Raw genomic sequence first — 23,713 nt, forward strand, 5'->3', positions numbered from 1 at the left:
TTCTGCCCTCTCCGCCCGTTTCAGGCTTGGCGCGCGCTGAAACCCCTGCATCGTCCCCATGAGCTACGAGTTCGACTTCGCCAGCGTGCTGGCCAGCTGGCCCCAGTTCCTCGAAGGGGCTTGGATGACCATCATGCTGTCCTTCCCCGCCACGGTCATCGGGTTTGTCGGCGGCACGCTGCTGGCCATCGGTCGCCGCAGCGACCAACGCTGGCTGGCCAAAGCCTGCGGCGCCTACGTGGAGGTGCTGCGCAACACACCGCTGCTGGTGCAGGTGTTTCTGGTGTTCTTCGGTCTCGCCAGCCTGGGCTGGAAGGTGTCGGCTTTCTCAGCCGCGCTGCTGTCGCTGGTGATCAACGTGGCGGCGTATTCCTGCGAAATCATGCGGGCCGGCATGGACTCCATCCACAAGGGCCAGATCGAGGCGGCCGAGTGCCTGGGCCTCACGCGCCGGCAGGTGTACTGGCACGTGGTGCTGCGTCCCGCGATGGAGAAGGTCTACCCCGCGTTGACCAGCCAGTTTGTGCTGCTGATGCTGGCCTCGTCCATCACTTCTCAGATTTCGGTGGAAGAGCTCACCGCTGCCGCCGCCCGTGTGCAGTCCGACACCTTTCGCCCGTTCGAGGCCTACATCCTGGTCGCCGTGGCCTACCTGATCCTGTCGCTGCTGATGCGTTTGGGGCTGTGGCTGTTCGGGCAGATCGTGTTCACACGCAAGCGCAAGCTCGGCGCATCGGGAGGCCTGCGATGAGCCCGCGCCTGTTCCGCCTCCACCACGCGGAGGTGATGCTGTGATCGAGGGTGGATTCAATGCCTACCACCTGCAGTACCTGCTGCTGGGTGCGCTGTGGACGATCGGCCTGTCGCTGATCTCTTTTGTTGGCGGTGGCCTGGCCGGTGGTGTGATCGCCCTGTGCCGCGTCAGCCCCAACCGCGCTGTGCGCTGGGCCACCATCGCCTGGATCCAGCTGATCCAGGGCACGCCGCTGCTGGTGGTGCTGTTCCTGTGTTACTTCGGTCTCTCGATCGCCGGCCTGGAGCTGCCCGGCATCGTCGCCGCCAGCATCGCCATGGTGGTGTACGTCAGCGCCTACCTGGGTGAAATCTGGCGCGGCTGCATCGAGTCGGTGCCACGCACCCAGTGGGAGGCAGCCGAGTGCCTGGCCCTCTCACGCGCCCAGCGCATGCGGCTGGTGGTGCTGCCGCAGGCGGTGCGCATCGCCACGCCGCCCACGGTGGGCTTCATGGTGCAGATCGTGAAGAACACCTCGCTGGCGTCCATCGTGGGGTTCATCGAACTGGTGCGGGCCGGCCAGCTCATCAACAACTCCATCTTCCAGCCCTTTCTGGTCTACCTGCTGATCGCCGTCATGTACTTCGCCATGTGTTACCCGCTGTCGGTCTGGAGCCGCAAGCTGGAACAGCGCCAGCAGTTCGGCCTCCGTGCAGCAACCCCTTCCGCGACCGCCCTATGAAGCCCGAAGACACCCTGAATCCCGTCGTCGATCTCAAAGACGTGCACAAACGCTTCGGCAGCAACCAGGTGCTCCAAGGCGTGTCCTTCGCCATCCCGAAGGGCCAGGTCGTGGCCATCATCGGCAAAAGCGGCTCGGGCAAAAGCACCGCGCTGCGCTGCATCGACCGGCTGGAGGTCATCGACAGCGGCACCATCCAGGTCTGCGGCCACGCGGTGCATTCGCCCGACGTCAACCTGCGCCAGCTGCGCCAGGACGTGGGCATCGTGTTCCAGAGCTACAACCTGTTCCCGCACCTGACGGTGGAGCAGAACATCACCCTTGCCCCCAAGGCGGTGAAGAACCTGTCCGCAGCCCAGGCGCTCGAGATCGCCGCCCGAACGCTCAAGCAGGTGGGCCTGGCCGACAAGGCGCAGGCCTACCCCGAGCAGCTGTCGGGCGGCCAGCAGCAGCGTGTGGCGATCGCCCGCTCGCTGGCCATGGAACCCCAGGTGATGCTGTTCGACGAGGTCACCTCGGCCCTCGACCCGCAGCTCACCGGCGAGGTGCTGCGCGTGATCGAGGCGCTGGCCGAAGGCGGCATGACCATGGTGCTGGTCACCCACGAGATGGAGTTCGCCGCCCGGGTGGCCGACACCATCATCTACATGCACGAGGGCAAGGTCTGGGAGACCGGCTCGGGCGACATGCTCAAACACCCGCAGACCGCCGAGCTGCGCGATTTTCTGTCCCACGGACTGTGAAATGAGTCCACCCCGTTTCTCGTGCACTTCCCCGGAATCGCACCAGCAGTGCGAGAACGCAAGTCACTCGCATCCCCCTCAAGGGGTGCCCGCGAACGACACATTGAATTTCAGCTTCCCGTTCCATCACCACCCCCAGGAGACAACACCATGACCAATTCACGCATCCTCCGCCGCACCCTGCTGGCCGTCAGCGCCGCCATCCTGTGCGTGCCCGCCATGGCCGAACTGGCCGACATCAAAGCCGCGGGCAAGCTGCGCGTCGGCATCGACTTCGGCGCGCCCTTCTACGGTTTTGTCGACGACAAGATGAAGCCCGTGGGCTCGGATGTGGAGGCGGCCGAACTGCTGGCCAAGGACCTGGGCCTGCAGGTGGAGATCGTCAACACCACCAACTCCGCACGCATCCCCAACCTGCTGTCCAACAAGGTGGACCTGATCATTTCCTCGCTGTCGATCACGCCCGAGCGGCAGAAGGCGGTGGACTTTTCCATTCCCTACGGCGCCATCCAGGCGGCGGTGGGCGCCCCCAAGGGCATGAAGATCACGGGCATTGAAGACCTGGCGGGCAAGACCGTGGCCGTCACCCGGGGTGGTCCGCAGGACAAGATCGTGAGCGAACGCGCGCCGCAGGCCAAGGTGGTGCGTTTCGACGACGAAGCCGCCTCCATCACCGCGGCCGCCACGGGCCAGACCGACATCGTGGCCATCACGCCGCCCATCATCGCGGCCATTGCCAAGAAGAACCCCGCGCGCGAGTTCGAAACCAAGTTCATCCTGCAGTCCTACCAGCTGGGTGTGGCCATGCGCAAGGACCAACCCGAGCTCATGAAGGCCGTGAACGGCTGGATCAAGACCAACCTGGCCAACGGCAAGCTCAACGCCATCCACGTGAAGTACGCGGGCGTGCCGATCCCCAAAGACATTGTTGACGGCGCCAAGTAAAGACACCAGCGTCTCGCCGCCCTGCCCCATCACCAAAGGAATTCCTCATGAGCCGTCATTTCGGCGCCATCCGCCAACTGGGCTACGTGGTCCACGACATCGAAGCTGCCATGGCGTACTGGAGCCGCACGCTGGGCGTGGGCCCCTGGTTCTACAACCCGCGCGTGCCGATTCAGAACTACCAGTACCGCGGCGAGGCCCACGAGCCGCACAACTCGGTGGCGCTGGCCAACTCGGGCTATGTGCAGGTCGAGTTGATCCAGACCCGCAACGACGTGCCGTCCATGTACCGCGACTTCCTGCAGGCCGGGCGCACCGGGCTGCAGCACGTGGCCTACTGGACCAGCGACTACGACGCCGACCTCGCGCGGCTGACGGCCGAGGGGTTCAAGACGGTGATGAGTGGCGAGGTCGGCGAGCGCGGCCGTTTCGTTTACTTCGACACCGAGTTCCACCCCGGCACCGTGATCGAGCTGTCGGAAGTGGCCGGCCCCAAGGGCCGCATGTTCGACCTGATCCGCGCGGAATCCGAAACCTGGGACGGCCAGACCGACCCGGTGCGCCCCTTCCCCGACCTCTCGAAGATCTGATCTTCAAGAAGCCTCGCCTTCCTGCGCCCGTCCCGAGTGCGCAGGAAGGTGGTCAACCCCACAGCAACCATGTCCCCAGACCGCTTTGAAGCCACCTACCTGATCGAGACCCCGCTGGACCCGGCCCACGTGGCCGAAGTGCTGGCGGGTGAACAATCGTGTGGCACCTTCACCCGCGTCGAGGGCGAGACCGATGCCTTGCGCGAGCGCGCCCGTGCCACCGTCGAGTCGGTCGAGCTGCTGGACGTGGCCCCCGCGCCGTCGCTGCCCAACGGCTGGATGCAGCGGCGCGGCATGTTCGACAGTCCCCAGACCTGGCAGCGTGCCCGCCTGAGGGTGAGCTTCCCCTGCGACAACATCGGGCCCAACCTGCCCACGCTGGCCGCCACCGTGTCGGGCAACCTGTACGACCTGGGCGAAGTCACGGGCCTGCGGCTGGAGGCGATGAAGCTGCCGCGCGCCTACCGCGCGCAGTTCGACCTGCCCCGCCACGGCATCGCCGGCACCCGCGCGCTGACCGGTGTGCAGGGCCGCCCCTTGATCGGCACCATCATCAAACCCAACGTGGGCCTGTCGGCCGAAGAAACCGGTGCGCTCGCGGGCCGCCTCTGCGCGGCCGGGGTGGACTTCATCAAGGACGACGAGGTCTGCGCCAACCCGGCCCACGCGCCGCTGGCAGAGCGCGTCAAGGCCGTGATGCGCCGCGTGCGCGCCCACCAGGACAAGACAGGCAAGCTGGTGATGGTCGCTTTCAACATCACCGACGAGACCGACGCCATGCGCCGGCACGCCGACCTGATCGCCGCCGAAGGTGGCAGCTGCGTGATGGTCAGTTTGAACTGGTGCGGGTACTCCGCCGTGCAGACCCTGCGCCGCCACACCCCGCTGGCGCTCCACGGCCACCGCAACGGCTACGGCGCGCTGTCGCGCCACCCGCTGCTGGGCTTTTCGTTCAATGCCTGGCAGACGCTGTGGCGGCTGGCGGGGGTGGACCACATGCACGTGCACGGCCTGCAGGGCAAGTTCTCGCAGACCGACGACGAGGTGATCGCCGACGCGCACGACACGCTGAGCCCGCTGTGTGAAGGCCTGGACGACCGCGTGTTGCCCGCTTTTTCCAATGGCCAGTGGGCCGGCACCGTGCCCGCCACCTGGGACAGCGTCCGCTCCAGCGACCTGCTCTTCATGTCGGGCGGCGGCATCCTGGCCCACCCGGACGGTCCCGCCGCCGGGGTCGCCAGCCTGCAGCAGGCCTGGGACGCGGTGCAGAAGGGTGAAACGCTCGCGCAGCGGGCCGTGCACGCCTCCGAACTGCGCCGCGCCATTGAATTCTTCGGCCGGAAATGACAGCGCCCTTGTTCGGCTGGTACGGCGACGACTTCACCGGCGCCACCGACACGCTGGCCGTGCTGGCACAGGCCGGCCTGCGGTCCATGCTGTTCATGGGGGTGCCCGGCCGCGCGGCCCTGACTGCGGCCGGACCCCTGGACGCCGTGGGCATTGCGGGGGCCGCACGCGCCATGGCGCCCGAGGCCATGCGCGCCGAGCTCACGGCGGTGGGCGGCTTCTTTCGGACGCAGGCGCCGCCCGTGCTGCACTACAAGGTGTGCTCCACCTTCGACAGCGCCCCGCACGTTGGCAACATCGCCTGCGCGATCCAGACCCTGCATCCGTTTGTCGATCACCGCTGGGTGCCCATCGTGGGCGGGCAGCCCAGCCTGGGCCGCTACTGCGCCTTCAGCAACCTCTTCGCAGCGGCCGGCACCGGCGGCACCGTGCACCGCATCGACCGCCACCCCACCATGCGCCAGCACCCGGTCACCCCGATGGGTGAGGCCGACCTGCGTGTGCATCTGGCGGCGCAGGGGCTGGGCAACATCAGCTCGCTGCATGGCCCGGCCTACGAGCAAACCACCGACGCGCTCGACGCGACGCTGCAAGAACTGCTCGCTACCGACGCCGCCCTGCAGCCCATGCTGCTGGATCTGAGTGAGATCCGCCAGCTCGCTGCGGTGGGCCGGCTGCTGTGGCAACAGTCCCAACAGGCCCGGCTGCTGGCCGTCGGTTCCAGCGCCGTGGCGCAGGCGCTGGTGGCGCACTGGGCCGGTTCTGCCGCACCCGCGTCGCGCTCACCATCTCGCGCAATGGCCGCCGCAGAGGGCCCTGTCTTTGCATGGGCCGGCAGCCTGTCGCCCCTGACCGCCGCCCAGGTGCAGGCCGCCACGGCCTATCAGCGCATCGCCGTGGACGCTCAGCGCCTCAGCGACGATGCGGCGTACGCCCAGACCACTCAGGACCGCATCTGTGCGGGACTGCAATCCGGACAGCACGTCCTGGCCTACACCGCCCCCACCAGCGGTCAGGTGCCCGACACCGCATCGGCGGCCCGTGTCGCCCAGGTCAGCGCCGAGCTGATCGCCCGCGTGGTGCAAGCCCAGACGGAGCATGGCGCACCGCTTCGGCGTGTGGGCATCGCGGGCGGCGACACCTCCAGTCACGCCGTGCAGGCGCTGCGGCTATGGGGCCTGTCCTACCTGGCCACCATTTGCCCTGGCGTCACCCTGAGCCGCGCCCACAGCGCCGACCCGGCCCGCGAGGGCCTGGAGTTGATGCTGAAGGGCGGGCAGATGGGGGGCGTGGATCTGTTTGAGCGCCTGCTGGGTGGCGTCGGGCCTGCTCAGACTTCCTAAAACGCTCAGGCCCGCTTGGTTTGCAGGGCCTGAAAAAAAAGCCGGCGGGCTTGGCGCTCGCCGGCTTGCTCTGGGGCTGAACCCGGTCAGTCTTCGACGAAGGCTTCTTCGCGCTTCTTCTTGATCGACGGCAGCAGCACGACCGTCAGCAGGATCGCGGCAATCGCCAGCAGCGAGGCCGACAGCGGACGGGTCACGAACACCGACCAGTCGCCACGCGAAATCAGCAGCGCACGGCGCAGGTACTCTTCCATCATCGGACCCAGGATCAGGCCCAGCAACAGTGGTGCGGGTTCGCAGCCCAGCTTGATGAACAGGTAACCGATGAAACCGAAGATGGCCACCATCCAGATGTCGAAGCTGTTGTTGTTGGTCGAGTACACACCGATCGCACAGAACAGCAGGATGGCAGGGAACAGCCAGCGGTACGGCACGGTCAGCAGCTTGATCCAGATGCCGATCAGCGGCAGGTTCAGGATCACCAGCATCAGGTTGCCGATCCACATCGAGGCGATCAGGCCCCAGAACAGCTCGGGGTTGCTGGTCATGACCTGCGGACCCGGCTGGATGTTGTGGATGGTCATGGCACCGACCATCAGCGCCATCACGGCGTTGGGCGGAATGCCCAGGGTCAGCAGCGGGATGAACGAGGTTTGCGAACCGGCGTTGTTGGCCGACTCAGGGGCCGCCACACCGCGGATGTTGCCCTGGCCGAACGGCACTTCACCGGGCTTCAGCTTGGTCTTCTTCTCGATCGTGTAGGCGGCGAAAGCAGACAGCAGCGCACCGCCACCGGGCAGGATGCCGAGCGCAGAACCCAGCGCCGTGCCACGCAGAACCGCCGGCACCATGTTCTTGAAATCTTCTTTGGTCGGCATGATGCCTTCGACCTTGCCGGTGAAGACCTCGCGGTGTTCTTCGGGCTGCGACAGGTTGTTGATGATTTCGCCGTAGCCGAACACGCCCATCGCGATCACGATGAAGCTGATACCGTCGGTGAGCTCGGGGATGTCAAAGCTGAACCGTGCCACGCCGGAGTTCACGTCGGTGCCCACCAGACCCAGCAGCAGGCCCAGCAGGATCATGGCCAGGGCCTTGATCAGCGAGCCGGAGGCCAGCACCACGGCACCGATCAGGCCGACAATCATGAGCGAGAAGTACTCGGCAGGGCCGAAGTTCAGCGCCATCTCGGTCAGCGGCGGCGCGAAGGCGGCCACGATCAGCGTGCCCACGCAGCCGGCGAAGAACGAGCCCAGACCGGCCGCCGCGAGAGCGGGGCCTGCCCTGCCCTTGCGCGCCATCTGGTAACCGTCGATCACCGTCACCACCGAGGACGATTCACCGGGCAGGTTCACCAGGATGGCGGTGGTCGAGCCACCGTATTGCGCACCGTAATAGATGCCGGCCAGCATGATGAGCGCGGCCACCGGCGGCAGGCCGTAGGTGGCTGGCAGCAGCATGGCGATGGTCGCCACCGGGCCAATGCCTGGCAAAACGCCGATCAGCGTGCCCAGCAGGCAGCCGACGAAGGCGTACATCAGGTTCTGGAGGGTGAACGCGACGCTGAAACCCAGCGAGAGGTTGTCAATCAATTCCATGGTCGGTCCTTGAGATCAGTTCGTCAGGAACGCAGGCCACACGGGGAACTGCAGGTTCAGCAATTTGACAAAGGCACCGTAGCTGCCGGCCGCCAGGATGGTGGCGAGAACCAGCGTGGCCTTGATCTTCATCCCCGGCTGCGCCATGCTGGCGATGAACACGAGCGCGTAGATGGCCACGATCAGGCCCATCGCGGGAAAGCCGATCGATGGCAGGCCGACGAGCAGCGCGCCAAAGGCCAAATTGGCCCCGAGCACGAAGCCCAGCGGGCGCCAGGCAAAGGCGCCGATCTTGTCGCCCCCGGGCCCTCCCTGTGTGAACGACTTGAACGTGATGATCACGCCCAGAACCGCCAGGATGATGCCCAGCATGAGCGGGAAATAACCGGGTCCCATGCGGGCGGCGCCCCCCACCTGGTAGCTTTGGGCTCCCCAGGCGAAGCTGCCACCGACGGCGGCGAACATGAGTCCCGAAAAAAAGTCTTTTTGACTGGCGATGGCCATGGCTTGTCTCCTCGGATAAATAACAAGCGCGATTCTGGGGGGCTTTGGCCTTGGCAGGCATGTGGGTTACACCTACAGCAGGCCCTCAGAATGGTGCGGTGGCGACAGCGTTTCTTCCCTTGTCCGGCTTCACCGCTGCTGGGGGCGCCGTGCGCGCAGTGCGGCCGCCACCAGTTCGGCCATGTCATCCCGCCCCGCCCGGCGGGCGAAGTCCACTGCGGTCAGTCCTTGTTCGTTGCGCAGGGTGGGATCGGCACCCTCCTCAAGCAGAAGGCGCACGACGTCGGCATGACCGTAGTGGGCGGCCAGCATCAGCGGCGTGCTCTTGTTCGGCGACTCGGCATCGATGTAGGCATGGTGCTGCAGCATGAGACGCACCATCTCCACACTGTCGGATTCGGTGCGCGAGGCGGCGTAGTGCAGGGGCGTCCAGCCCGTCTTGTTGACCTCGGCTCCGTGCTGGATCAACCGTTTCGCGGACTCCAGCTGGCCCATGATGGCAGCGATCATCAGTGGGCTTTCCCCCTGGGCATTGCGCGACTCCACTTTCACCGTGCCCTGGCTGAGCAGGAAATTCACCACCTTGGGCGAGTCTTCGCGCAGGGCCACGTGCAGCGCGTGGTCGCCTCGCTCGTTGCGGGTGTTCAGATCAAAGCCTCGCAGGGCCAGCTCGACCATGGCCGACTCGTTGTCCAGCTGGGCGGCTTTGAAAAAGTCGTCGAAAGAGCCCGCAGAAGCGGCAAAAGACGTCAAAAAAAGAACATACAGAACAATGTTCTTTTTCAGTTTTTTAAAGTGATGCATCTGCATTTCAGCGCACCACCCGGTTGAACAGCTGTTCAAAATTGCGGCTGGTCGCTTCACCCACTTCGTCCACGCTCAACCCCTTGATCTCGGCGATCTGTTGCGCCACGTGCGGCACGTACGACGGGTTGTTGGTCTTGCCGCGGTGCGGCACCGGCGCGAGATACGGGCTGTCGGTCTCGATCAGCAAGTGGTCCAGCGGCACGAACCGGGCGACCTCGCGCAGCTCGCTGGCGTTGCGAAACGTCAGAATGCCCGAGAAGGAGATGAAGAAATCCAGGTCCAGTGCTGCGCGGGCCACCGCTTCGGTTTCCGTGAAGCAGTGGAACACGCCGCGGGATGGCGGCAGCGCTTCACCACCCGCGCTGGAGGCGAAACCGCCCTCTTCTTTCAGGATGGCCAGGGTGTCGTCAGATGCGCTGCGGGTGTGGATCACGAGCGGCAGGTCGGTCCCACGGCCGGCCTGAATGTGGACCCTGTAGCGGTCTCGCTGCCATTCCATGTCGGCGAGGCTTCGTCCGTTGAGGCGGTAGTAGTCCAGACCGGTTTCGCCAATGCCCACCACGCGCGGGCGCGCCGCACGCTCCAGGAGGTCTTGGAGGCTGGGCTCCTGAACCCCTTCGTTGTCCGGGTGCACGCCGACCGTGGACCACAGGTTGGTGTGGTCGCGCGCCAGAGCATGCACCGCCTCGAATTCTTCCAGCGTGGTGCAAATGCAGAGCGCGCGGTCGACCTGGGCCGTATCCATGGCCGAAAGAATGGCCGGCAACTGGGCGGTGAGCTCGGGAAAGCTCAGGTGGCAATGGGAGTCGGTGAACATGCAGAGGAAACAGGTTCAAGGCATGCGGGCCACGTGGCCGGGCCTTGGAAACAGACGATCAGATGGTCTGGGTGGGGCGATCGGAACCCAGGCTCGTGCCCAGGATCTCTTCGATCTTGAGTTTGAGGAGCCTCGACTTCTCGTCGGCCGGAAATCGGATGCCCACGCCCTGGGTGCGACCGCCTTGCGCCTTGGCCGGCGTCACCCAGGCCACCTTGCCGGCCACCGGATACCGCTGGGGATCGTCGGGCAGGCTGAGCAGCACGTACACATCATCGCCAATGCGGTAGTCGCGCGACGAGGGAATGAAGATGCCGCCCTCGGTGAACAGGGGGATGTAGGCGGCATACAGAGCCGCTTTCTCCTTGATGGAGAGCTGAATCACGCTCGGCCGCGACGACGCTGGGGTAGGGACGGGGCTGGTGCTCATGGCGTCGAAGTTTAGCGGCAAACCCGGCCCGTGGCGCCAGGCATCAGGTTCGCTGGGACGTGCGCGCGAGCGCCTGTCGCGTCGCCGCGACCCAGGCCTCCTGCATCAGACCCGGGTTGTAAGGGTGCTCCACCGTTCGGGCGGCCTGCATCAGCGCACCCGACCAGCGCGCCAACGCCATCCAGCGCGGCGCGGGTGGAAGGCTGTCGGCAGGGAAAAACCGGGGCGATGCACCGGCGGCCACCGACATCAGGTCGTGACACAGTTTTTGCAGCAGCTCCAGCTGTTGCGAGGCGGTCCAGTCGGACAGCAGCGACCAGTCTCCCTTGGCCAGCGCGCGCGGCAGTTCGCTCCAGCGCGCCGCAGCCAGACCGCTGCGCCCCCAGGCCAGCGCGTCGTCGGGTCGCCCACCCGAGGCCTGCAGCCAGACCCTCGCCTGTTCAGCGCCCGGGTCTTTGGCGCCCTCTGCCCGAGCCTGCGTCTGTAGCCATTCAAGCGCTTCGGCTTCGGCAGGCCAGGTCATCACATGGGTCTGGCAGCGGCTGCGGATGGTGGGCAACAACTGGTGCGTGGCCTCGCTGGCGAGCACGAAGCGGGTGTCGCCGGCCGGCTCTTCCAGTGTCTTGAGCAAGGCGTTGGCGGTCACGTGGTTCATGCGCTCGGCCGGGTACACCAGCACCGCCGTGCCACGCCCGCGCGCGCTGGTGCGCTGCGCGAAAGCCACCATGTCGCGCATGGCGTCGACGCGGATTTCCTTGCTGGGCTTGCGCTTCTTGTCGTCGATCTCTTTCTGGGCGGATTCCGAGAGCGGCCAGCCGCGCTCCAGCAGCACCGTCTCCGGCATCAGCACCACCAGATCGGGGTGGGCGCGGCTGCCGACCAGATGGCAGCTTCCGCACGCGCCACAGGCGCCCGCCGGCGTGGGTTGCTCGCACAACCAGGCCTGCGCCACGCCCAGGCCGAGATCGTATTGACCCAGGCCAGACGGTCCTTGCAGCAGCCAGGCGTGGCCGCGCTGGCTGAGCAATTGCGACAGCTGCCGCTGAATCCACGGCGCGGCGATGGCAGGCGTGGCGCTCATCGGGGACCGCTGTTGGCCGCGACCATGATGGACAACCAGCCGCGCCGCACGAAGGTGCTGGTGAGCTGTTGCCAGACCTGGTGCCGGGGCTGATCGGCCTGGATGCGGGCAAACCGGCCGGGATCGGCCTCGGCCCGAACTGCGTAACCGGCGGCCACGTTGCGGAAGAAGTCCAGCGGCTGGGCCTCGAAACGGTCTGGCGCGCGCGCGTCGGCCAGGCGGGCGGCGGCCGTTTCGGGCGGCAGGTCAAACCACACGGTCAGGTCGGGCTGGCGCAGGGTGTTGGCCGGGGCGGCGGGCGTCGATTGCACCCAACGCTCCAGTGTCCCGAGCACGCCCAGATCAAACCCTCGTCCGCCGCCCTGGTAGGCAAAGGTCGCGTCGGTGAACCGGTCGCACAACACCACCTCGCCGCGCGCCAGCGCCGGCTCGATCACATTCATCAGGTGGTCGCGCCGCGCGGCAAACACCAGCAGCGACTCGGTGAGCGGGTCCATCGGATCGTTCAGCACCAGCGCGCGAAGCTTCTCGGCCAGCAGCGTGCCTCCAGGCTCGCGCGTCAGCGTGACGGTACGGCCTTGTCCGCGGAACGCGTCGGCCAGCCCGGCAATGTGGGTGGACTTGCCGGCACCGTCGATGCCTTCGAAGCTGATGAAGAGGCCTCGGGCCTGGGAAGTCGGGTGGGGCATGTTTGGTCAGCGCTGCAGCTGGTACTGGCGCACTGCCGCATTGTGTTCTTCCAGGGTGGCGCTGAAGACGCTGCTGCCGTCGCCGCGTGCCACGAAGTACAGCGCCGGCGTGGTGGCCGGCTGGACGGCGGCCTTCAGCGACGCCCAGCCCGGCATGGCAATCGGCGTGGGCGGCAAGCCGGCGCGGGTGTAGCTGTTGTAGGGCGTGTCGGCCAGCAGGTCGGCGCGGCGCAGGTTGCCGTCGAAGCGTTCACCCAGGCCGTAGATCACGGTGGGGTCGGTCTGCAGCCGCATGCCGATGCGCAGCCGGTTGCTGAACACGCCGCCCACCATTGCGCGATCGGCTTCGGTACCGGTTTCTTTTTCAATGATGCTCGCCAGGATCAGCGCCTCGTCGGGAGCACGCAGTGGCGAGGCCGGGTCGCGTTGCGCCCAGGCCTGGCCCAGCCGCTCTTCCATGGCCAGGGCGGCCTGGCGCAACACGCTGGAGGCCGGGGCATGGCGAACCATGCGGTAGGTGTCGGGGAAAAACCGGCCTTCGGGATGGCGACCGGGGAAGCCGATGCGCGCCATCACGCCAGCCGCGTCCAGCCCCTCCAGGTCTTGCGTCAGGTCGGGCGAGCGCCGCACGGCGGCCAGCAGCTCGCGAAAGTTCCAGCCTTCCAGCAGAGTGAGGCTGCGCAGCGCCTGCTCCCCCTTCACGAGCTGGTTCAGCAAGCCTCGCGGCGTGGTGCCCGGCTTGATTTCATAGGTGCCGGCCTTGATGCCCCGCGCCTGCCCCGAGACCCGGAACCACGCGTACAGCAAAGTGGGCGGCGTGTTCACCCCCGCTTGAGTGACCGCTTCGGCCACGCCTCGGGCCGACGACCCAGGGGCGACCTGAAACTCCAGTGGCGACGCCGCACTCGCCCCGGCCGGCAAGGGCAGCGGCTGCCCTAACCACCACCACGCACCAGCTGCGGTCAGACCGGCCAACAACATGGGCACCAGCAGGAACCAAGTAAAAAAACGTTTCACAGCAAGGAGGTCGGGGACTGGGCGCGGTCAGGCGCAGAAAGGGTCGGCGCATGATAATCGACCGCACTGTTTCACCCCACGGCACACGATGCCCCGCGCATGACCACCAGCCCCACCGGACTCCCCCTCGCCGCAGCCCTGAACGGCGTAGCACCCTTGCCCCACCTGGGCGTGATTCGCGCACAAGGTGAAGAAGCGGCCAAGTTCCTTCACGGTCAGCTGACCAACGACTTCTCGCTGCTGGGCCTCTCCGAAGCGCGCCTGGCCGGGTTCTGCTCGGCCAAAGGGCGCCTGCTGGCCAGCTTCATCGGATTCAAGCGGGCGCACGACGACGTTCTTCTGGTGTGCAGCGCCGACCTGCTGCAGGCCACGCTCAAGCGTTTGTCCATGTTCGTGCTGCGCGCCAAGGCCAAGCTCAGCGACGCCAGCGCGGAATTCCAGCTCTGGGGCCTGGTGGGCGATGCCGTGCCGGCCGCGCTGCCCACCGCCCCTTGGAGCAAGCTCGACGCCGATGGCGCCCAGTTGGTGCGCCTGCATCCGGGGTCGGGCGTGGGCCGTGCGATGTGGGTGGCGCCGGTCGCCACGCCGGCTCCGGGCGGCGAGCGGCTGGCCGATGCCCAGTGGCGCTGGCTGGAGGTGATGAGCGGCGTGGCCACGCTCTCGCTACCGGTGGTGGAGGCCTTCGTGCCGCAGATGCTCAACCTCGAATCGGTCGGTGGCGTGAACTTCAAGAAGGGTTGTTACCCCGGCCAGGAAGTGGTCGCACGCAGCCAGTTTCGCGGCACGCTCAAGCGGCGCGCTTACGTGGTGCAGGGCGACGTGGCCATGGCATCGGGCCAGGAGGTCTTCCACGACAGCGATCCCTCTCAGCCGTGCGGCACCGTGGTCGAGGCCGCGCCGAACCCCGAGGCCGGCTGGAGCGCCATCGTCTCCATGCAGACCAGCGCAACCGAGGGCGGTCGGTTGCACCTCGCCGCCGCCGATGGCCCGGCGCTGAACCTGCTGCCCCTGCCCTACCCGCTGCTCGCGGACATTTGAAACCACCGGCCCCGGCATGTGCCTGATCGCTTTCGCCATCGACGCCGACCCGGCCCGCCCGCTGCTGATCGCCGCCAACCGCGACGAGTTCTTCGACCGCCCCACCGAACCGCTGCACCGTTGGGCCCTGCCTGACGGATCGACGGTGCTGGCCGGGCGCGATCTGCGCGACGGTGGCACCTGGCTGGGTGTGGGTGAAAACGGCCGCGTGGCCATGCTCACCAACGTGCGCAGCGCCCAACCCGGGCCGGGCCGGCGCAGCCGGGGCGAGCTGCCGGCGCGCTGGCTCCTGGCCCACATCGACATGGACGACCTGATGGCCAACATCGATCCAGCACAGTACGGCGGGTTCAACCTGATCGTGGGTGACTTCCATGCGGGCCTCTGGGCCTGGATCACCAACCGCGATCCCGAGCGACCTCACGAGGACGGTGTTGCAACGCTGCACCGCCAAAGGCTGTCGCCCGGCATCTATGGGGTCTCGAACGCGGCGCTGGACACCCCCTGGCCCAAGACACAACGCTTGAAGTCAGCGGTCGCCGAAGCGCTGCGCACGTCGTCGATGCAGGACCAGCATCGGATGCTGAGCGAGGCACTGGCCGACCGCTCCACCGTCGCCGCTCAGGCTCTGCCGCAGACCGGTGTGCCGCCGGACATCGAGCAGGCGCTGTCCAGTCCGTTCGTGGACATGACGGGGCGCGGATACGGAACCCGCAGCAGCCTGATCGCCAGCGTGACGCGCCACGGCGATGCCGGCGGACCGTGGAAGGTGCAGCTGGACGAATGGACCCACCGGACGAATGGCGCCAACCAGCATCGCTGGTCTGGCAACGAACGCCGCACCCACCAACTGGTCTGGTAAGGCGCCGCTCACACCAGGGGCAAGAACATCTCCTGGTGCTCGATGCCCGCCTCGACAAACGTTTCGCCCCGTTTCTGGTACCCCAGCCGTTCGTAGAAACCCACCGCGCTGCGCTGGGCGTGCAGCATCACCTCGCGGTCTCCGCGCGCCCGGGCCGCATCCGTCAGCGCCTGCAGCACCTGCTTGCCGAGCGATCCCCCACGCAGCACCCGGTGAACCGCCATGCGGCCGATCCGGCCAACGCCGGGCTGCTCACTGACCATGCGCCCGGTGGCCACAGGACGGCCCAGGCGGTTGAAGGCGACAGCATGCAGCGCGTTGACGTCGGCCGCGTCGCTGACCAGCTCCTTGGGAATGCGCTGCTCGTCCACAAAGACATCCATGCGCAGCACCTGGGCGTCGGTGCCCAGCGTGGTCCAGTCGCCGAGTTTCACCGTGGTCATGGCCTCGCCCGCCTCAAAGCCGAGCAGGATGTGGCGCAGCGCCTCGGGCACGGGGCGCGAGGTCTGGGTGGCGGGGTCGGCGAACACGTAGATAAGCTCCCCGGTGATCAGATGATCGTCGCCCCGGAAGATGGCCCCGGTGAAGGTGATGGACGAGCTGCCAATGCGGCTGCACTTCATGGCGATGTCGATCTGATCGTCGAGTTGCGCGGAGGCGTGGAACTCGACCGTGGCCTTGACCACGTAGAGATCGCCTTCGAGTTGCCGCATCGAGGCCTCGTAGGGCAGTGCCAGCGCCCGCCAGTAGTCGCTGATGGCCGTGTCGAAGTACATCAGGTAGTGGGCGTTGAAGACGATTTTCTGCATGTCCACCTCGGCCCAGCGCACGCGCAGGCGGTGGAAAAAGCGGAAATCGGATCGTTTCAAAGTGGTCATTCAGGCAACTCCAAAAGCGTGTCTGAGGGCGCGGGCGGCGTCGTTGTGAGCGGTGAGCGCGTGCGGGATGGCGCGCCCGAACTGGATGAAGCCGTGCACCACGCCGGCGTAGATCTCGAGATCCACCGGCACACCGGCCATGCGCAGGCGGTCGGCGTACATCACGCCTTCGTCGGTCAGCGGGTCGCACTCGGCCAGGCCGATCCAGGCTGGGGCCACGCCGTCGAGCTCGCGCACCTGACCGTGCTCATCGACGCCGTCCAGCGGAGCGAAGCGCCAGTCATTCCGGTCTTCCGGGCTGCGCAGGTACTGGTTGAAGAAGTAGGTGATGTGCGGTTCTTCCAGCAGGAAGCCGTCGGCGAAGGTCTGGTGGCTGGGCGTGTTCTGGTGGCCGGCGGTGCCGGGGTAGAACAGCAGCTGCAGCGCCAGCGGCCAGCCCGCGTCGCGCGCGGCAATGGCGGCGGCGGCGGCGAGCGTGCCGCCGGCGCTGTCACCGCCGACCGCAAGGTTTGAGCCGTCCAGCCGCAGCGAGCTGGCGTGGTCGCGCAGCCAGGCCAGGCTGTCCCAGGCGTCGTTGGCGGCGGTGGGGAACTTCGATTCCGGCGCCAGCCGGTAGTCCACCGAGACCACGGCGCAGTGCGCCAGGTGCGCCAGGTGGCGGCACAGCGGCTCGTGCGTGGCCACGCTGCCGACCGTGAAACCGCCACCGTGGAAGTACAGCAGCACGGGCAGGGGATGTTCGGACGCCGGGGCGAACAGCCGGGCGTGCAGCTCGATGCCGTCGCGCGCGGGGATGGCCAGGTCGTCGATCCGGGCCAGTTTGTGCGAAGGGATGTCGAGCACCCCCGCACCCGCGGCGTAGGCGGCCTTGGCCTGGTCGGGCGTCAGGGCGTGCATGGGCGGGTGCCCGGCGCGGGCGATGCGGTCGAGCACGCCGCGCATGGCGGGCGACAACAGGGCTCTGGGGTTGCGGTGGTGCGACATGGGACGGCATTGTGGCTGTCTTTTGCGCGACCGGCTGCCGTGTGGGCGACGTTCGCCGCAGCGCCTCACGCCCGTATATTCGCTCCAGTGCTGCGCTGGGCAACACCCACACCCCCGAAGACACAGGCGCCACCCAGCGCACACCGTGGAACCGGCTTTGCCGGGTCACTGGTGTGGTCCCCCTGTGGGGGAAGACGCAAAGCGGCGCAGGGGGAGAGCGGAACCTTATGGCCCAAATCCTCTATGTGACCAACATCCTGATCGACTTCGGCGCGCTCTCGCAGCTGCAGGCCGAGTGCGAACGCGTGGGCATCCGGCGCCCGCTGATCGTGACCGACGCGGGTGTGAAGGCCGTGGGCCTGCTCGACAAGGCGCTGGCCGCCCTGCCCGGCCTGAAGCCAGCCGTGTTTGACCAGACCCCCTCGAACCCGAACGAAGCGGCGGTGCGTGCCGCGGTCGCAGTGTACCAGGCTGAAGGCTGCGATGGCCTGATCGCGCTGGGCGGCGGCAGCTCGATCGACTGCGCCAAGGGCGTGGCCATCGCGGCGGTGCACGAAGGCCCGCTCAAGACCTACGCCACCATCGAAGGCGGTTCACCCAAGATCACAGACCGGGTGCCGCCGCTGATCGCCATCCCCACCACCGCTGGCACCGGCAGCGAGGTGGCGCGCGGCGCCATCGTGATCGTGGACGACGGCCGCAAGCTCGGCTTCCACAGCTGGCACCTGGTGCCCAAGACCGCCCTGCTCGACCCGGAGCTCACGCTCGGCCTGCCACCCATGCTGACCGCCGCCACGGGCATGGACGCCATCGCCCACTGCATGGAAACCTTCATGGCGCCGGCCTTCAACCCGCCGGCCGACGGCATTGGCCTGGACGGCCTGGAGCGCGGCTGGGCCCACATCGAGCGCGCCACCACCAACGGACAGGACCGCGAGGCGCGGCTGAACATGATGAGCGCGTCCATGCAGGGCGCGATGGCGTTCCAGAAAGGCCTGGGCTGCGTGCATTCACTCAGCCACAGCCTGGGCGGCGTGAACCCGCGCCTGCACCACGGCACGCTCAACGCCATGTTCCTGCCGGCCGTGATCCGCTTCAACGCCGAAGCCGAGTCGATGAAGAAAGACCGGCGGCTGGAGCGCATGGCCCACGCGATGGGCCTGGCCAGCGGCAGCGACATCGGTGAAGCGATCAAGGACATGAACGCCCGCCTGGGCCTGCCCAGCGGCTTGGCCGCCATGGGTGTCACGCCCGACCTGTTTCACAAGGTGATCGAAGGCGCGCTCGCCGACCACTGCCACAAGACCAACCCGCGCCTCGCCAGCGCCGACGACTACCGGGCCATGTTGGACGCCGCCATGTGAAAAAAAGAAAGGGCCGCAGCGTGAGCCCCGGCCCTCTCCCTGTCTCGCGCAAAAGCCCTACTGGATGCGCTTGAGCGTGTAACGGCTTTCGTAGAAGGTGTTGGCGTAGCCTTCGGCATCTTCGGGGCCGTCCACGTCACCCAGTTGCAGGGTGTTGCCGTTGACGTACATGACCAGCTTGCCGTTCTTCTGCGCCGAGGTGCCGGAAAACTTGTCGACCGTCACGCCGCCCAGGGCCTTGGTGCCCGCGTGGGTCATGGCCAGGCCCGTCAACACCTTCTCGTCCCTGACGCTCGGACCAGAGCACGAGGTGCCGACATAGGCATAGGCGATCACGTCGCCGGTGAAGCTGGTGGCCGAGGTCTTGGTGAAATCGGCACGGGCCTTGGCGGAGGCGCCGCTGTCTTCGTAGCAGTCGGATTCCCAGGAACCGATGTATTTGGCCACCACATCGCCGGTCGTGTCGCCGGGCAACGGGTCTTCGTCACCTCCACCACAGGCGGCGGTGAAAGCGGCAACGGCCAGGCACATGGCGATCAGCTTGAAACGGGGATGCATTGTCATCGGGAGATGTCCTCGGAGTGGGGTGTCAAAAGTGCTTGTGCGGTCAGGCCGCGCAAGGGCTTGTTCCTGCAGCCTCGGCATTCTGCCCGAGAACCCTGGCGCACGAAGACTGTTACCCCAGACAACGCCCGGTTGCAGGGGTATCGGTGGTCAGCGCGCGGTGCCTTGTCGCTTCAATCGGCGAAGGCCCCATGCGCCGAGCGCCACCAGTGCCGCGCCCAGCAGCAGGCCGGCCGAGTCGTCGGCCCAGGCGCTCACCCGTTCCCAGCTCTGCGCGAACACATAGCCGAGCCCGCCGAACAGCAGCACCCAGGCGATTTCGCCCACGACCACCGGCAGCAGGAAGCGCGCCAGCGGGTACCGCGTGCTGCCCGCGAGCAGGTTCACGGGCAGTGCCAGCGGCGTCAGCAGGAAACGCGTGACCAGCACCGCCCACACGCCCCAGCGTGCGAACATGTCCGCGGCGCCCCGCCAGGTGTCACCCTGGCGCCAGCGCGCAGGCAAGCGAGCGCCCAGTCCGCGGCCGAGGGCGTAGCTGGCGAGGTCACCACTCGCGGCGGCCACCGAGCCGGTCAGGGCTGCCGTGAGCGGGTCCAGCACACCTTGTCTCGAGAACGCCCCGGCAGCCAGGAGCAGCATGCTGGCCGGCAGCGGGACACCCAGGGCCGCCAGAAACAGCACAACGCCCAGGAGCAACTGCCCGTGGTTGATGAGCGCGGTCAGCAGCGCGCCGGTGATGTCGGTCACTGCGGGTCGCTCGCGGGCGCATTGGAAGGTGCTTGGAGGATCAGCGCCTCAATCTTCTGCCGCCCTTGCACCGGGTCGATGCCCTGCAGCTCGAACCAGTCGCGCAGGCTGCGCTCGTCCCCCCCCTGCGCAGGCAGTCCGAGCGCAGCCCGCATCCGGGATTGCGGGACGCCATGTGCCCGTTCGATGTAGGGCAAGGTCATCCAGCCGCGCAGGGTTTCAACCTGCACCTGGCCCGACGCGAGCCGCTGCCCGTACTCGTGCTGTCGCCAGGCGCGCCAGGCGAACACGGCAGTGACCAGCAGGCCCGCCACCAGCGCCAGAACGGCCAGCACGCGCGGAACGCGGCTGCTCACTGGCTGCGTGGTTCTGGGGGATTTGGGCTGTGTGGGTTCGGGTGGCGCGGGCATGGCTGGCGATCAGGGCTGCGCCATGATGCCACCGGCGGCTCAGCGGCCCCCGCGCACCATGCTGAGCACCTTGCCCATGTCCAGCGTGCGCGAGAGGTCCTGCATCTGCGGCAGGTACTGCGCCTGCATCTGCTTGGCCGGCGCCAGCAGCTTCTGGAAACTCTCCTGCAGCAGCGCGGTGCTCATGACCCGGCCCTCGGCGTAGTAGCGCTTGGCGACATGGCCCAGCGCGTAGGTGGTGGCGAAGGACAACGCGACGCCGGTGGCTGCGCTGCCGATCCCGCCGATGGTGCGCCCGGCGACCTTGCCCAGCAAGCCACCCAGCAGCTTGCGACCGAACTGTTCGACATATTGCGAGGTCAGGCCCACGCCCACGGCGGCAATGAACTCCTTGATGTGGCCCTGGTCGAGTTCGATGCCATGCGCCTTGCCGATGTTGTAGACCATGCGCACCTGCAGCGGGATGATGGCCATCGAGGCCCACGACTGGGGCAGGAGCTCCAGCGCGCCGTTGAGCTTTGCCGCGCTCAGGATGAGGGCATCCAGCTCGGGGTCCTGCATTGAGGGGGCTTTCGGGATCGGTGTGGCCACGGGTGCCGCCACCACCGCCGGCAGCGAGGCGGGCGCGGCCGCCTCGGCGGCTTCGACCACCGCGTCCGCTTCGCGCTCGAACGCCGCCGCCTGGGCCGCATCGGGCTTCAGGCGGGCCTTCAGGTCGCTCAGGAAGACCGTCTCGGCCGGGCTCTGGCGCCCGTCGGCGTCGCACACGCACACCGCCATTTCATAGGCGAGTTGGCGGTGACTGGGGTCGTTCAGCGCGCCGACCGCGTCGGCCAGCGTCACGCGCTTGAGCAGCACGTCCTGGTACAGCCCGGCCAGGCCCGCGCCAGCGCTGTCGTGCCCCAGGGTGTCGGCGAGCTGACGGATGGCTTCGCGTTCGGTGTCGGCCTTATCGCCGTCAGCGAAGGCGGCCAGCAGCGCGATGGTGAGAATGGCTTTCTGTGCCTGGATGTCCATGGTGGTGATGCCCTTGTTGTGCGGAAGAACCGCACTGTAGAGCCAACCGGGTCAACCAAGTTCCGGCGCTCACCCGCCGGACCTCTGCGGGGTCAGCTGCGCGCCACGTCGATCGCGTCCTGCGTGGAGCGCAGCACGCCTCGCACCAGCGGGAACATGTCGCCGATCGCATCCAGCAGGCTGCCCACGGTCAGGCTGCACACGCCCAGCAAGTGGGTCTGGGCGAAGCTCGCGGTGCCGTCAGGTGCCGCGGCGTGCGACAAGCTCTGGCGGATCGCAGCAGACAACCCGTCGAGTTCCAGTATCTTCAGTCGGGCCGGCGTCGAGGTGGACGTCATGCCCATGCGGGACCAGTAAGCCAGGCCGACCTGTTCCACCAGCTCCGTCTGCATCGACGCAGACATCACCTCGCTCACCCAGGGCACCAGCGGCGCGAGGTGTGACTTGTGGGTTTCGTCGGACAACACCTTGTCCACCAGTGCGTGGGTCTGCTGCATGAACGCAGACAGGGACACTTTGAAACTCTCGAACTGGTCTTCGTCGGTCATGGCGCACACCTTGATACAGATGATGGAAGAAGGGCCGCGTGCCCGCCATGGCGAGCCCGGTGGCACAGGGGCTCTCCCTTTATCGGCAGAACGGCCGGGAACCTTGATCTCCCCCACGGGTTCTGATGCCTTGCCGACACCGCCGATAATCCCCCCATGCGCTTTCTGATCGACTTTTTCCCCATCGCCCTCTTCGTCGCGGCCTACAAGCTCGGCGACATCTACACCGCCACGGGGGTGCTGATGGTGGCCACGCTGCTCCAGACCGGTCTCATCTACGCCATCGACCGCAAGCTGCAGACCCTGCAGAAGGTCACGCTGGTGCTGGTGATCGTGTTCGGCGCACTGACCCTGGCGCTGCACGACGAGCGCTTCATCAAGTGGAAGCCCACCGTGCTGTACGCGAGCATGGCCATCGTGCTCGCCGCCGCGCTCTGGGTCTGGAAGAAGAACTTCCTTCAGATCCTGCTGGGCAGCCAGCTCTCGTTGCCTGAGGCTGTCTGGGCGCGCCTGACGGTGATGTGGGTCGCCTACTTCCTGTTCATGGCCGCCATCAACGCCTATGTCGCCGCCTACTACTCCACCGAAGACTGGGTGAACTTCAAGCTCTGGGGCTACGCGTTCCCGGTGGTCTTCATCGTGGGACAGGGTTTGTACATCTCGAAATACCTGAAAAGCGACGGCGAAGCCGGTACCGGATCCTCATGATGCCTTCCCAACCCTTTGCACCCACGGCCGGTGGATTGCAGGCCGCCCTTGACGCGGCGCTCACGCCCAGCCATCTCGAAGTGCTCGACGAAAGCGCCGCACATGCGGGGCATGCCGGGGCCAACGGCCTGGGTTACGGCACCCATTTCCGGGTGCGCATCGCCTCCCCGGCGTTTGCCGGCAAGAGCCGCGTGGCGCAACACCGCCTTGTGTATGATGCGCTGCAAAATTTCACGGATGCCGGGCTGCACGCGCTGGCCATCGAAATCATCACCTGAACCCCATCGAAGACGCTGTTGTGCCATCCACGCACCCGTTGAAGCGCTCAACCCTTTTTCACACCCGAGGATCACCATGAAATTTTCCCTGTCGGCCCTGACCGCGGCCGCCCTGATCGCCACCGCACCCTGGGCGGTGGCCCAGAACGTGGCCATCGTGAACGGCAAGGCCGTGCCCACCGCCCGTGTCGCGGCACTGGAGCAGCAGATCGTTGCCTCCGGTCGCCAGATCGACGAGGCCACCCGTGCGCAAATCAAGGAAGAAGTGGTGTTGCGTGAGGTCTTCATGCAGGAAGCGCAGAAGCGCGGCATCGCGACCACCGCCGACTTCAAGAGCCAGATGGAACTGGCCCGCCAGACCATCATGATCCGCGCCCTGTTCGCCGACTACCAGAAGAAGAACCCCGTCACCGACGACGAGATCAAGGCCGAATACGACAAGTTCACGGCGGCCAACGGTGGCAAGGAATACCGCGCTCGCCACATCCTGGTGGAGAAGGAAGAAGAAGCCAAGGCGATCATCGCGGCCATCAAGGGTGGTGCCAAGTTCGAAGACCAGGCCAAGGCCAAGTCCAAGGACCCGGGTTCCGGTGCCAACGGTGGCGACCTGGACTGGGCCAATGCCGCCAGCTACGTGACCGAGTTCTCCCAGGCCATGATCAAGCTCGACAAGGGCCAGATGACCCAGGAGCCGGTCAAGAGCCAGTTTGGTTTCCACATCATCCGCGTGGACGACGTGCGCCAGGCCAAACTGCCGGCCTTCGAAGAGTTGAAGCCGCAGATCGCTCAGCAGATGCAGCAGCAGAAGCTCGCCGAGTTCCAGCGGGCGCTGCGCGAGAAGGCCAAGGTGCAGTAAGCGCGGTACGCGCCTTCACACCAAAAGCCCCGCCATGGCGGGGCTTTTTGCTGGTCGGTCGGTCGGACAACCG

28 protein-coding genes are annotated in these 23,713 nt (G+C 66.9%); 13 read left to right on the top strand and 15 right to left on the bottom strand.

What is annotated here, in order from left to right; translation table 11 throughout:
- Positions 1-58 precede the first annotated feature (58 nt).
- The 7 genes from IM738_RS08340 to IM738_RS08370 all read left to right on the top strand — a co-directional run bounded on the left by IM738_RS08340 (position 59) and on the right by IM738_RS08370 (position 6,443).
- The gene (locus IM738_RS08340) at positions 59-751 is read left to right on the top strand and encodes an amino acid ABC transporter permease (RefSeq protein ID WP_236965406.1); all 693 of its coding nucleotides are present in this window, start codon (positions 59-61) and stop codon (positions 749-751) included.
- A gap of 40 nt (positions 752-791) precedes the next feature.
- Positions 792-1,475 (top strand): amino acid ABC transporter permease, encoded by a 684-nt coding sequence (locus IM738_RS08345; protein ID WP_236965407.1) that lies wholly within the window; start codon positions 792-794, stop codon positions 1,473-1,475.
- A complete protein-coding gene (locus tag IM738_RS08350) occupies positions 1,472-2,218 on the top strand; it encodes an amino acid ABC transporter ATP-binding protein (protein ID WP_442908497.1) in 747 nt (248 codons plus the stop codon). The genes IM738_RS08345 and IM738_RS08350 overlap by 4 nt, the downstream gene beginning before the upstream one ends.
- Positions 2,219-2,368: 150 nt before the next feature.
- Positions 2,369-3,163 carry a transporter substrate-binding domain-containing protein gene (locus IM738_RS08355; RefSeq protein ID WP_236965408.1) on the top strand — a complete coding sequence of 265 codons (795 nt, stop codon included), beginning with the start codon at positions 2,369-2,371 and terminating at the stop codon, positions 3,161-3,163.
- 47 nt (positions 3,164-3,210) lie between these two features.
- Positions 3,211-3,753 carry a VOC family protein gene (locus tag IM738_RS08360; RefSeq protein WP_236965409.1) on the top strand — a complete coding sequence of 181 codons (543 nt, stop codon included), beginning with the start codon at positions 3,211-3,213 and terminating at the stop codon, positions 3,751-3,753.
- Between the two features lie 69 nt (positions 3,754-3,822).
- Positions 3,823-5,100 carry a ribulose-bisphosphate carboxylase large subunit family protein gene (locus IM738_RS08365; RefSeq protein ID WP_236965410.1) on the top strand — a complete coding sequence of 426 codons (1,278 nt, stop codon included), beginning with the start codon at positions 3,823-3,825 and terminating at the stop codon, positions 5,098-5,100.
- Complete coding sequence (locus IM738_RS08370) at positions 5,097-6,443, top strand: four-carbon acid sugar kinase family protein (protein ID WP_236965411.1); 1,347 nt, start codon at positions 5,097-5,099, stop codon at positions 6,441-6,443. The genes IM738_RS08365 and IM738_RS08370 overlap by 4 nt, the downstream gene beginning before the upstream one ends.
- Before the next feature lie 86 nt (positions 6,444-6,529).
- On the opposite strand, the gene IM738_RS08375 is transcribed toward IM738_RS08370, so the two are convergent.
- The 8 genes from IM738_RS08375 to mltG form a co-directional block, all read right to left on the bottom strand.
- Positions 6,530-8,041, bottom strand: coding sequence for a tripartite tricarboxylate transporter permease (locus IM738_RS08375; RefSeq protein ID WP_236965412.1), 1,512 nt, complete (start codon positions 8,039-8,041; stop codon positions 6,530-6,532).
- A gap of 15 nt (positions 8,042-8,056) precedes the next feature.
- Entirely contained in the window at positions 8,057-8,545 is a 489-nt protein-coding gene (locus IM738_RS08380; RefSeq protein WP_236965413.1) for a tripartite tricarboxylate transporter TctB family protein, read from the bottom strand.
- Positions 8,546-8,674: 129 nt separating this feature from the next.
- On the bottom strand, positions 8,675-9,298 hold the full coding sequence (locus tag IM738_RS08385) for an ankyrin repeat domain-containing protein (RefSeq protein WP_236965414.1): 624 nt from the start codon (positions 9,296-9,298) through the stop codon (positions 8,675-8,677).
- Between the two features lie 58 nt (positions 9,299-9,356).
- Positions 9,357-10,169, bottom strand: coding sequence for a TatD family hydrolase (locus IM738_RS08390; RefSeq protein ID WP_236965415.1), 813 nt, complete (start codon positions 10,167-10,169; stop codon positions 9,357-9,359).
- Between the two features lie 58 nt (positions 10,170-10,227).
- Positions 10,228-10,599 carry a PilZ domain-containing protein gene (locus IM738_RS08395; RefSeq protein ID WP_236965416.1) on the bottom strand — a complete coding sequence of 124 codons (372 nt, stop codon included), beginning with the start codon at positions 10,597-10,599 and terminating at the stop codon, positions 10,228-10,230.
- A 43-nt stretch (positions 10,600-10,642) separates the two neighbouring features.
- Positions 10,643-11,680: a DNA polymerase III subunit delta' gene (locus IM738_RS08400; RefSeq protein ID WP_236965417.1), complete on the bottom strand. Its 1,038-nt coding sequence runs from the start codon at positions 11,678-11,680 to the stop codon at positions 10,643-10,645.
- A complete protein-coding gene (tmk, locus tag IM738_RS08405; protein WP_236965418.1) occupies positions 11,677-12,369 on the bottom strand; it encodes a dTMP kinase in 693 nt (230 codons plus the stop codon). The genes IM738_RS08400 and tmk overlap by 4 nt, the downstream gene beginning before the upstream one ends.
- A 6-nt stretch (positions 12,370-12,375) precedes the next feature.
- A complete protein-coding gene (gene mltG, locus IM738_RS08410) occupies positions 12,376-13,386 on the bottom strand; it encodes an endolytic transglycosylase MltG (RefSeq protein WP_272907824.1) in 1,011 nt (336 codons plus the stop codon).
- A 99-nt stretch (positions 13,387-13,485) separates the two neighbouring features.
- On the opposite strand from mltG, the gene ygfZ reads away from it, so the two are divergent.
- Positions 13,486-14,424 (top strand): CAF17-like 4Fe-4S cluster assembly/insertion protein YgfZ, encoded by a 939-nt coding sequence (gene ygfZ / locus IM738_RS08415; protein WP_236965419.1) that lies wholly within the window; start codon positions 13,486-13,488, stop codon positions 14,422-14,424.
- Positions 14,425-14,440: 16 nt separating this feature from the next.
- Positions 14,441-15,286, top strand: a complete 846-nt coding sequence (locus IM738_RS08420) for an NRDE family protein (RefSeq protein WP_236965420.1) — start codon at positions 14,441-14,443, stop codon at positions 15,284-15,286.
- Between the two features lie 8 nt (positions 15,287-15,294).
- Here the strand turns inward: IM738_RS08420 and IM738_RS08425 are convergent, their stop codons facing one another.
- Both IM738_RS08425 and IM738_RS08430 read right to left on the bottom strand, forming a co-directional pair.
- Positions 15,295-16,164, bottom strand: a complete 870-nt coding sequence (locus IM738_RS08425) for a YbgC/FadM family acyl-CoA thioesterase (protein ID WP_236965421.1) — start codon at positions 16,162-16,164, stop codon at positions 15,295-15,297.
- Positions 16,165-17,148: an alpha/beta hydrolase gene (locus IM738_RS08430; protein ID WP_236965422.1), complete on the bottom strand. Its 984-nt coding sequence runs from the start codon at positions 17,146-17,148 to the stop codon at positions 16,165-16,167.
- 227 nt (positions 17,149-17,375) lie between these two features.
- Between IM738_RS08430 and IM738_RS08435 the strand changes: the two genes are divergently transcribed.
- A complete protein-coding gene (locus IM738_RS08435) occupies positions 17,376-18,512 on the top strand; it encodes an iron-containing alcohol dehydrogenase (RefSeq protein WP_236965423.1) in 1,137 nt (378 codons plus the stop codon).
- A 57-nt stretch (positions 18,513-18,569) separates the two neighbouring features.
- On the opposite strand, the gene IM738_RS08440 is transcribed toward IM738_RS08435, so the two are convergent.
- The 5 genes from IM738_RS08440 to IM738_RS08460 form a co-directional block, all read right to left on the bottom strand.
- Positions 18,570-19,076 carry a hypothetical protein gene (locus IM738_RS08440; protein ID WP_236965424.1) on the bottom strand — a complete coding sequence of 169 codons (507 nt, stop codon included), beginning with the start codon at positions 19,074-19,076 and terminating at the stop codon, positions 18,570-18,572.
- A gap of 150 nt (positions 19,077-19,226) precedes the next feature.
- The gene (locus IM738_RS08445) at positions 19,227-19,823 is read right to left on the bottom strand and encodes a DedA family protein (protein ID WP_236965425.1); all 597 of its coding nucleotides are present in this window, start codon (positions 19,821-19,823) and stop codon (positions 19,227-19,229) included.
- Positions 19,820-20,179, bottom strand: a complete 360-nt coding sequence (locus IM738_RS08450; RefSeq protein ID WP_236965426.1) for a hypothetical protein — start codon at positions 20,177-20,179, stop codon at positions 19,820-19,822. Before IM738_RS08450 ends, IM738_RS08445 begins: the two co-directional genes overlap by 4 nt.
- A 93-nt stretch (positions 20,180-20,272) precedes the next feature.
- Positions 20,273-21,250, bottom strand: coding sequence for a YcjF family protein (locus IM738_RS08455; RefSeq protein ID WP_236965427.1), 978 nt, complete (start codon positions 21,248-21,250; stop codon positions 20,273-20,275).
- A 92-nt stretch (positions 21,251-21,342) separates the two neighbouring features.
- Positions 21,343-21,798 carry a hypothetical protein gene (locus IM738_RS08460; RefSeq protein WP_236965428.1) on the bottom strand — a complete coding sequence of 152 codons (456 nt, stop codon included), beginning with the start codon at positions 21,796-21,798 and terminating at the stop codon, positions 21,343-21,345.
- Between the two features lie 156 nt (positions 21,799-21,954).
- Here IM738_RS08460 and IM738_RS08465 point away from each other — a divergent pair, with 156 nt between their 5' ends.
- From IM738_RS08465 to IM738_RS08475, 3 genes are all read left to right on the top strand, one after another.
- On the top strand, positions 21,955-22,506 hold the full coding sequence (locus tag IM738_RS08465) for a septation protein A (RefSeq protein WP_236965429.1): 552 nt from the start codon (positions 21,955-21,957) through the stop codon (positions 22,504-22,506).
- On the top strand, positions 22,506-22,784 hold the full coding sequence (locus tag IM738_RS08470; RefSeq protein ID WP_236965430.1) for a BolA family protein: 279 nt from the start codon (positions 22,506-22,508) through the stop codon (positions 22,782-22,784). The genes IM738_RS08465 and IM738_RS08470 overlap by 1 nt, the downstream gene beginning before the upstream one ends.
- Positions 22,785-22,860: 76 nt before the next feature.
- A complete protein-coding gene (locus IM738_RS08475; RefSeq protein WP_236965431.1) occupies positions 22,861-23,640 on the top strand; it encodes a peptidylprolyl isomerase in 780 nt (259 codons plus the stop codon).
- Positions 23,641-23,713: the final 73 nt, after the last annotated feature.

Source organism: Hydrogenophaga sp. SL48 (assembly GCF_021729865.1).
Lineage (GTDB): Bacteria > Pseudomonadota > Gammaproteobacteria > Burkholderiales > Burkholderiaceae_C > Hydrogenophaga.